The sequence below is a fragment of the Roseateles sp. genome, assembly GCF_031397715.1.
Taxonomy (GTDB): Bacteria; Pseudomonadota; Gammaproteobacteria; order Burkholderiales; family Burkholderiaceae_C; genus Paucibacter_A.
The window spans coordinates 1-6034 of the sequence record NZ_JANNMI010000355.1; the positions used below are offsets into that span (position 1 = coordinate 1).

Genomic DNA, 6034 nt, shown 5'->3' on the forward strand with positions numbered 1-6034 from the left:
TAGACCGAGCCCACGTGCAGCGGCTGGTGCAGATCGCCCACATAGTGCGTCAGCAGGCGCAAGGCCTCCCGCTGGCCGACGAAGTTGATCGGTGGCGGCGACTTGCCGCCCTGCAGCACTGTGATGGCGGCGCCGAGCGCGAGCACCACGTTGCTCGGGCCGGCGCCCGGCAACGCGGCGTCGTAGCCCGCACGCTGGATCGAGATGTTGGTGAAGTGGTAGGCCTTGTGGCGGCACTGCTCGTGGCTGGCGTTGGGCGCGCAGCGCGAGGCGTTGCGCTTGACGAAGGCGATCAGTGCGGCTTGGCTGGCGGCGTTCTCATAGACCGCGCAATCCTTGTAGGCGCCGGGGTTGGTGTACGACCAGACACCCTGCACCGATTCGACCGAGCGGGCGCAATCCGCCCACACCGAGGCCATCTGCAGGTTGCTGCCCAGCACTGCACGCACCTTGGCGGCGGTGGGCGTGCCGGCGATCAGCTGGTCGGCGATGGCGCCCACGGCCTGGTGGCCATAAGGGCCCCAGGCCAACGCGGGCGTCAGCCACAGGCTGATGGCGAGCAGGGCGGCCAGACGGGCGGCCTGACGGGCGGCCAGAAGGGCGGCCAGAAGGGCGGCCACACGGGTGATGAAGGCGGGCAAGGGCTGCATGGTGGGCTTTCAAGAAGGGGCCGGCCGGTGCGGGCTCAGCCCGCGCTCTTGTCGTTGGCTGGCGCGGCGCTCGGCGGCGTCGACGTGTCGGCACCCGACGTCCCCGGCCGGTACCGGTCTTGTGGGCCCTCGGTCTCGAGCTTCGCCTCGGTCTTGGCCAGCAGGCCCGGGATGAGGCGCTCGGAAAAACCGGCGATGAAACACCACACCACCAACAGCGCAAAAACTTCCAGCGGCGGCTGCTTGGCCGCCGGCTGCGCGCTGGACCCGACCGGTGCGGGAGCCACCTCTGCTGCACCGGGCGGTTGCGGGGCCAGCGCTGGGCGCTGCCGGCTGGCGGCATACTGCTGGGCCTCGGACTTCAGGTCGGGAAAAGCCGGGCCGGTAACCATGCCGGAGACAAAGAAGAAATACAGGATGCTGGCGCCGCCCGCGCCGATCAGCACGCGCGAGGCCAGCACCCAACGCGCGCGCATGACCTTCAACGCGTCCAGGTCGCTCGCGTCCAACCTGTCCTTCAGGCTGCTCAACATGCTGAAGGACGCACCCCAGCATCCGGCCAGCACGGCCGGCACCAGCAGGCGCACATCGAACTGCAGCAAGTCGGGCAACGCCAGCGTCATCAGCACCGAGGCGGCGAACACCAGCATAGCGACCACGAACATCTGGCCGGTTCGCAAAGTAATCTGCTTGGTGTAGCCGCGTTTGACCTCGTCGACCGTGTAGCGCCACTGCAGGTCGTTGACCAGCCGGCTCAGCACTGCTCGGCGCTCGGTCGCCGACAGCGTCGCCTTGTCCGCCTCAGCCGCGTAGTAGTCGGCCTGTGCCGATTTCAGCGAACCCTTGGCCTCGCGCACCCGAATCTGCAGTTCACTGGCCAGCGTCTCATCGTCGAACAGGTGAATCAACAACTGCTCGACTGCGTAGGCATGCGTCCAGTCGCGCTTCTCCTGCTCCAGCAGTTGGCTGACGCGCTCGAAGGCCGCGGGGCTGCGCGGCGGCTGCTGGGCCTTCACCTTGGCGAAGTAGGCCTCGAGCGTGACGTAGAACTGGGCCGTCAGCTCGCGGATCTCGTTGGCCGGCAACTCCGTGTTCAGCGCCTGCCAAAAATTCATCAAGGATTTCATCGGACGATTGTGCTGGCACACAGAGCACCTGGACATCCCTAGCAGGCTGCTGAATTACCTCCGTCTGTGCCGATGTTTCGGTCTCAGTGACGGTTGGTGGCTTCGCGGCCAAGTCAACTACGACACTGCCATCGCATGCGCAACCATGGGTGAAGCAAGGGCACGCATTTCTAAATGTGAGCTGCTGGCCAGATAAACGGAGCGAGCGAGTGGGGACTAGCCCTTCTCGTGGCCAGCAATCGACGTATGCTCGCGCACCCGCACAAGAGCCTAAAGCGCCCCAAGATGCCCATGAAAACAGTCACCCTAGCGGCGCTGCTTTGCGCCGCCCAGCTCTTATCCAGTAGCGCCATGGCCGCAGCCAACAAGCCAGCGCCCAAAAAAGCCAAGCCCAAGCCGCCTGTGCAGCAAGCCGCCCCGGCCAAGACCCGCAGCGGCGCCGAAATCCTCGCCCAATCGCCCGACAGCCACTGGCGCGGTCTGAACCCCGACAACACCCTGCTGATGGAATTGCCCTCCGGCCCAGTACTGATCGAGCTGGCACCCCGCTTTGCACCCCGTCATGTGGCGAATATCCGCAAGCTGGCCCATGGCGGCTTCTTCGACGGCTTGGCGGTCGTGCGGGTGCAGGACAACTTCGTCGCGCAATGGGGTGACCCGAATGCCGACGACTTAGCGCTGGCCAAGCCGCTGGGCGCCGCTGCGGCCAAGCTGCCGGCCGAGTTCGCCGTGCCACTGAAGGGCCTGCCCATCGCGCGCCTGCCCGACCTGGACGGCTGGGCGCCGCTAACGGGTTTTGTCGACGGCTTCCCGGTCGCCGCCAACCCCAAAACCGGCCGGGCCTGGTTGGCCCATTGCTATAGCATGGTCGGCGCCGGCCGCAGCGACGCGGTCGACTCCAGCACCGGCGCCGAGCTGTATGCGGTGATAGGCCAGGCGCCGCGTGGCCTGGATTTAAATATCACCCTGGTGGGCAGGGTGCTGAAGGGCATCGAGCTGCTGGCCAGCCTGCCACGCGGCGGGCCGAATATGGGTTTCTACGAGAACGCTGAGCAGCGCCAGCCGATTCAGCGTGTGCGTTTGCTGTCTGATATGCCGGCGGCCGAGCGGCCGGCGCTGCAGGTCTTGCGCACCGACAGCGAAACCTGGACCGCTTTGCTGGCCTCAAGGCGCAACCGCGGCGGCTGGTTTGTGCACAACCCCAATCATGTCGATCTATGCGGCGTCAGCCCGCCCACGCGGCCCGCAAAGTAGACGCAGGCTTGATGTTCGCCCTCGCAGCGACCATCAAGCCATCGCTCGCCTCAAGCGGTCGCTGCAGAAGTCCACCAGGGCCACCAGGATCAGCATCGCCCCCAGGATGGTGGCGGTCTTGTTCATATGGAACAGCCCCATATGAAAGGCCAGCAATTGCCCCAAACCGCCCGCCCCCACCACACCCAGCACGGCGGCAGCGCGGATATTGTTCTCCCAGCGATACAGCGTGTAGCTGATCAGCTGCGGCAAGATCAGCGGCAGCGTCGCGTACAAGAACACCTGCAGCCGGCCCACGCCCTGCACGCGCAAGGCAAAACCTGGCGCCTCTGAGCAATTCTCGATCGCCTCGGCGAACAGCCGCCCCAGCACGCCGGTGGTGTGCACCGCCAAAGCCAAGGTGCCGGCGAACGGCCCCAGGCCGGCCGAGATCAGCAGTAGGCTGGCCCAGACCAAGTCCGGCACCGCCCGCAAAGCGTTCAACAGCCAACGGGTCGGGCGCCGCGCCAGCGCCGAATCTTGGCCATGCGAGCCCTGCGAATGCGCCGCCGGCAAGGCCAGCAGCAGCCCCAACAGCGCTGCAATCAAGGTACCCAGGCCCGACATGGCCAGGGTCTCCAGGCTGGCCCAAGCCACTTTGGCGACAAATGGCGCGCTCAAGTCGGGTGGAAAAAACTCCGCCACAAAGCGCCCCATGCTGCGCGCCGCTGCCAGCGAAAACATCTGCGCCCACTGCAGATCCAGCGTGAAAAAGCTCGCAATCACCAAGGCCAGCAGCCCCAGGACCACGCCCAGCGCTCGGCCACTCAGCAGCGTCTGTGGGCGGGGCATCATTGCAAGGCCTTTCTGATGCCGGCGCTGAAGGCGTCGGCCAAGGCCACCAAGAGCACAAAGACCAGCAGCAGGGTGGCCACCTCGCCGCCGTTGAACATCTTCATCGAAGAATCGATCTGCTGACCCAGACCGCCCGCTCCGACAAAGCCCAGCACCACCGAGGAGCGAATCGCACATTCCCAGCGGTAGACGGTGTAACTGCTCAATTCAGTGGCATTTTGCGGCAGCAAGGCGTAGACAAAGGCCTGCAGGCGGCCGGCACCATTGCGCAGCAAGGCGCGGGTCGGCTCGGTGTCGCCGCTCTCCAGCACCTCGGCATAGACCTTGCCCAACATGCCGGCGTAACTGAGCGCAATCGCCAGCACGCCGGCGGTGGCGCCGAGACCCACCACGCGCACAAAAATCAACGCCCAGACCAGCTCGGGCACGCTGCGCAAGAGAATTAACAGCCCGCGCACGATCAGGCGCAGCAGCGTGGCTGCCGGCGCCATGCGCCCGCTCAAGGCCGAAATCGACAGGCTGCGCGTGGCCAGCAGCGCCAGCGGCACGGCGGCCAGCAGCGCCAAGCTGATGCCGGCGGTGGCAATCGCGACGGTGCGCCAGGCTTCACGCAGCACCAGGCCCAGAAACTCGGCGTCCAGTCGCGGCGGCAGGAAATCCGCCAGAAACCGCCCCGTCACGGCCAGACTCTGCGGCTCCAGCAGCAGCCAGGGGCGGAACTCGGTCGCGACACCCAAGGGCCAAAGCAAGACCAGGGCGAAGCCCAAGTAAAACAAGCGGCCCAGCCAGGCCGGGTCGCGCGTCGGCACTTGCGAGCTAACGGCGCCGCTCACCGGCATGTCATCAGCACCGGCCGCGTCGCTGAGTCAAGCTCAGGCGGCGGCACTAGGCCGGCGTCCAGCTCCTCCTCATGCTGGGCATAAAGCTGCGCCAGCAGAGCGGGCGAGACCTCGGCCGCGGGCAGATCGAACAAAACCTGACCCTGGCGCAGGCCGATGATGCGCGGGAAATGCGCCAAGGCCATCTCCACATGGTGCAGCGAGGCCACCAACGTGACGCCGCGCTGGCGCGCTTGCTGCACCAGCACTTGCGCGGCCTGCTCGGTGCGCAGCGGGTCCAGCGCCGACAAGGGCTCATCCAGCAGCCACAGCTGGGCCGGCGTCACCAGCGCGCGCGCCAGGCCGACCCGCTGGCGCTCGCCGCCCGACAAGCGGTCGACCCGCTCAAACAGCTTGTCCGCCAGATCAAAACTGGCCAGCGCCGCGTGGGCGGCGGCCAAGTCGCTGGGGTAGACCAGTGAACGCAGGCTGCGCGCCAGCGACCAGTCGGCCAAGCAGCCGGCCAACACGGCCGTCACCACGCGTTGGCGCGGCGGCAGCGGCGGCACTTGCGGCGCCAGAAAAAGCCGCCCGCGCAGCGCTCGCAAATCGGCGCGGCCCAGCGTCCATGGCTGGCTGCCGTCGAGTTCGTACTGACCCGCGCTGGGGCGCAGCGCGCAGGCCAGCACATGCAGCAGGGTGGTCTTGCCCGCGCCCGAGGGACCGATCACGGCCACCGCCTCCCCGTCGGCGACGGTCAGGCTCAAGGCCCGCAGCACCGGCGCCTGCGCCGCGGCCGCCCCCAGCGGCGCGGCGTCAATCGCCTTGAGAACCAGCTTCAAATCAAGCCGATCCGCTCAAAGCAAGCCGGCGCTCTGGGCCGCCGCCTCGATGCCCTTGTAGTTCTCGGGCTGGCTGGGCAGGAAGCGCGTGGCACGTTGCAGCTCCAGAATCTCTTTACCGGCAGCGTCATCACGGCTCAGGCTCAAAAACGCCTTGCTGATCTTGTCGCGCAACGCGGCGGGCATGTCGGCATGCACGGTCCAGTTGTAGTCAAAGTATGGCGGCGTGGTGAAGAAGACCTTGACCCGCTCGGTGTCGACCTTCTTATCGGCCACGAACTTCTCCCACACCGAAATATTCAAAGCGCCGGCCTGCACCTTGCCGGCGGCGACCGCCGCGATGGTGGCGTCATGCGCGCCGCTGTAGGCGACGCGGCGGAAATCCTTGTCCGGGTTCAGGCCCGCTTGCACGTGTCGCTCGGGGACGTGATCACCGCGTCGCGCGACGCCACGTCGGTCACGGCCGGCGGCTTCATCGAAACGACGAACCAGCGCCTGGCCGTGGCGCA

General features: G+C 66.9%; 7 protein-coding genes. 1 reads left to right on the forward strand and 6 read right to left on the reverse strand.

The features are described from left to right. Together RMO57_RS15440 and RMO57_RS15445 are read right to left on the reverse strand one after the other, a co-directional pair. Window positions 1-650 (reverse strand): S1/P1 nuclease (locus tag RMO57_RS15440; RefSeq protein WP_310388112.1); only part of this gene is annotated, 650 nt, incomplete at its 3' end. 35 nt (window positions 651-685) lie between these two features. Continuing rightward, entirely contained in the window at window positions 686-1777 is a 1092-nt protein-coding gene (locus RMO57_RS15445; RefSeq protein ID WP_310388113.1) for a hypothetical protein, read from the reverse strand. A 291-nt stretch (window positions 1778-2068) separates the two neighbouring features. Here RMO57_RS15445 and RMO57_RS15450 point away from each other — a divergent pair, with 291 nt between their 5' ends. After that, window positions 2069-3031 carry a peptidylprolyl isomerase gene (locus RMO57_RS15450; protein ID WP_310388115.1) on the forward strand — a complete coding sequence of 321 codons (963 nt, stop codon included), beginning with the start codon at window positions 2069-2071 and terminating at the stop codon, window positions 3029-3031. A 33-nt stretch (window positions 3032-3064) separates the two neighbouring features. Here the strand turns inward: RMO57_RS15450 and phnE are convergent, their stop codons facing one another. The 4 genes from phnE to RMO57_RS15470 all read right to left on the reverse strand — a co-directional run. Beyond that, a complete protein-coding gene (gene phnE / locus RMO57_RS15455; RefSeq protein ID WP_310388116.1) occupies window positions 3065-3865 on the reverse strand; it encodes a phosphonate ABC transporter, permease protein PhnE in 801 nt (266 codons plus the stop codon). After that, complete coding sequence (locus RMO57_RS15460; protein ID WP_310388118.1) at window positions 3862-4704, reverse strand: PhnE/PtxC family ABC transporter permease; 843 nt, start codon at window positions 4702-4704, stop codon at window positions 3862-3864. The genes phnE and RMO57_RS15460 overlap by 4 nt, the downstream gene beginning before the upstream one ends. Beyond that, window positions 4695-5525: a phosphonate ABC transporter ATP-binding protein gene (locus RMO57_RS15465; RefSeq protein WP_414896441.1), complete on the reverse strand. Its 831-nt coding sequence runs from the start codon at window positions 5523-5525 to the stop codon at window positions 4695-4697. Before RMO57_RS15465 ends, RMO57_RS15460 begins: the two co-directional genes overlap by 10 nt. 15 nt (window positions 5526-5540) lie before the next feature. Continuing rightward, window positions 5541-6034, reverse strand: a 494-nt coding sequence (locus tag RMO57_RS15470) for a PhnD/SsuA/transferrin family substrate-binding protein (RefSeq protein ID WP_310388120.1), incomplete at its 5' end; no start/stop codon positions are given.